Genomic DNA, 3,402 nt, shown 5'->3' on the forward strand with positions numbered 1-3,402 from the left:
GATTTACTTTTTCAATTAACATTCCTGATGGACCTCCGGGAACACCGGTAATTGTTTCCCGTGCCGATGGCAGTGGGTTTGAAGGAACACCTTGTCTGTATGACAACAATTTAGCCGAAGGTGCACTTACACAATGGACCATTACCAAGAGTGATGGTTCAGGTTTCCAATTCCGAAGTATCTTTTTACAGGAAGCCGGGGTTGGAGCGAGTACTTCAGGAACAATCCAAGGTTTTAAAAACGGGAATCCAACAGGGCCTTCAAAACCTATTCAATTCAATTCAGCTCTTGCAGGGCTTAAAGATTATGCCGGTGATTCTGACTTTTATGATGTTGATGAAATTCAAATAAAAGCAAATGACATAAATTTTTTCTTAGATCACTTTACGCATGGCTCACCATTTTCACCCGTGGACACAGACCCGACTGAGGTCACTTCTATTTCATTGACTGGATCACCTTCCGCCAATGCTGGCTCTGTGGTTTTCGCAGTTAATTTTAACAAAACAGCATTGAACGTCAGCACCGATGATTTTCAATTGACCACAACTGGATCTGCAACAGGAACAATTGCTTCGGTATCAGGTTCCGGAATGGAATATTTGGTGACAGTAAGTGGGATTTCCGGTGAAGGAAGCCTAAGGCTAAACCTAAGGTCTGGAACCAATATCACCAATGAGAATGGCAATTCCGGGACCCCTGCATTTACTTCAGGACAAATTCATTTTGTCAGCCCCTGTTTCATAGAGACTTTTGAAGATGAAGTTGTAGGCTCTTCTAGCTTTTCCGGTAACGGTTTAAGTTTTAGTTTACAAGGAAATTGGGAGGTGTCCCAAGAAACACCTTTTGCCGGAATAGGCGGATCACAAAAGCACCTTACGAACACGGGAGATGGTCCATATATTATAACTTCTAGTGAGTTGATCACCATGAATAGACTGGCACTTTACCTGTCTTCAAACCCTTCAGGAACCAATCCCACCAATGATGGAACAGTAACAGTAAAGGGCTTCAATAATGATATGGAGCGGTTTTCTATCACCAAATCCTCCGGTTTTCCGACAGATGGTTCTACGAATAGCGGTTACTTCTTTATTGACTTTTCCACAGAGGGAGGGGAAGATAACACCAACAAAAGAGTGGATAGGATTGAAGTTAGCATTGGGGGCAATTTTATTTACCTCAACTTGGATAACTTTGAATGGTGCGAAGCCCAGCCAAATAATCCTCCGACTATAGCCAACCCAATTCCTGATCAAACTGCCATTCAGGATGAAGTCTTTAATTTTCAGTTTGAAGAAAATACATTTGATGATGAAGATATTACTGATATACTTATATATTCAGCTCAATTAAACGGAGGAGGAGCATTACCGGCTTGGTTAAGCTTTAATGCTGCAACCAGAACTTTCAGCGGCACCCCTTCAGGTTCAGATATTGGCGAAATCAATATTGAGGTGATTGCGGATGATCAAGAAGGAGGCGCGGTTGCTGATTCCTTTATGTTAAGCATTATCCCAGCAATTTTTTTCGAGGATGCCACTTTCGTCTTTGATGGGACAGAAAAAACCATTGAGATTGTAGGGGATTTACCTGATGGAGCTACCGTATCTTATGCAAACAATACACTAACCAATGTGGGCAATCAGCAGGCAACAGCCACCATTACAGGAGACAATTTCGACGATTTGATTTTGACAGCAGAGCTGAGTATAACGCCTGCAACCATTACAGGAATCAGCTTTGAAGATGGAACCTTTGTCTTTGACGGAACTGAAAAATCAATCGAAATCACAGGCACGCTTCCTGCGGGAACTTTTGTGTCTTATGATAGCAATACCAGAACCAACGTAGGAAATCAGCAAGCAACAGCCATCATCTCAGGAGACAATTTCATCGATTTGATTTTGACTGCTGGTCTGACCATCACACGAGCTAATATTGAGGGAATCAGCTTTGAAGACGGAAGTTTTGATTTTGACGGAACTGAAAAATCCTTAGCAATCACTGGATCGCTTCCCCTTGGAACGTCGGTAGCCTACACTAACAATAGCAGAACCGAAGTAGGGGCCCAGGATGTAACAGCAACTATTTCGGGGGATAATTACACGACATTGGTTTTGACTGCTGAATTGAAGATTCTGCCAGTGGACTGTTCCACAGAAGCCGCTTTCAACCTAAGTCCTGCTGAAGCATGTTCCACACCTGTAACGATTTTCTTTGAAAACCTTTCCACAGATGCCGATACTTGGTTATGGGATTTTGGAGACGGAGGAACAAGTACCTCTCAAAATCCAATTCGTAGCTTTACTACATTTGGAGAATTTACTGTTCGCCTGACTGCGAGCAATTCAATCACTGGGTGTACCTCTATCACCGAAAAAATATTTTCAAATCAGCCAGTCTCTGCTGACTTCAGGGCAAATACCACCTTTGGGTGCGGACCCAGAACAGTTAATTTTTTAGATCAGTCTGAAGGTGCTACCAGTTGGAATTGGGATTTTGGCGACGGTACCACATCAACAGAACAAAATCCTTCACATACCTACCAGTCTCCTGGAGCGTATACTGTTTCGCTCAGTATTAATACTGGATCTACTTGCGCCGATTCAAATACCAGATCAAATTATATTCAGGTTGTCGGACCTGAGGTAGAATTCACATCTAATATAACAAGAGGTTGCGGTCCTCTGGAAGTTTCATTTACGAATCAGTCTATAACACCATCACCCCCTACTTCCTTCAGCTGGGATTTTGGAGATGGACAGACCTCAACTGAAATAAACCCAACCCATACCTATGCAAGTCCTGGAATTTTCACTGTTTCACTTACAATCCGGGATTTGGACGGATGCACAAGGACTTTGACTAAAGTTGATTTCATTGAAGTTGAGACATTGGACTTTGAATTCACAGACCTGAACGACGTTTCCTGTTTTGATGGTTCGGATGGAGCAGTCAGTGTTCAAACTTTAGAAGGAACAGGGCCATTTACCTATCTATGGTCAAATGAAGAGACTTCTGCCACTGTAACAGGTTTGAAAGAAGGAACCTATTCGGTGACTGTCACTGATGCCAATGGTTGTCAGAATACCAAGGAAATAACTATTTCTGCTCCTGCCCAGCCAATCATTGAAACTGATCCTGCAAGCCAAATTACTGCTACTACTGCGGTTCTAGGAGGAAATCTTAGCTCAGGCTTGGATTGTGTACAGGAAGCAGGAGTCGTGTATGGCTTGACTCCAGATCCAACCTTATTGGATACCAAGGTAACAATGAGTCTTGCAGGCAATTCCTTTAGTAATACCATTACGGAATTGGCGATCAATACCACCTATTTTGTAAGGTCCTACAGCATTAATCTGAATGGATACATCTCCTATGGTGACAACCAATCCTTTA

The 3,402-nt window shown here is 42.6% G+C and carries 1 protein-coding gene; it reads left to right on the forward strand.

Annotation, left to right across the window (positions count from 1 at the left end):
• On the forward strand, positions 1 to 3,402 hold a 3,402-nt coding region (locus EA341_RS17945; RefSeq protein WP_293016549.1), incomplete at both ends, for a PKD domain-containing protein.

Source organism: Mongoliibacter sp. (genome assembly GCF_007692705.1).
In the GTDB taxonomy this organism is placed as follows: domain Bacteria; phylum Bacteroidota; class Bacteroidia; order Cytophagales; family Cyclobacteriaceae; genus Mongoliibacter.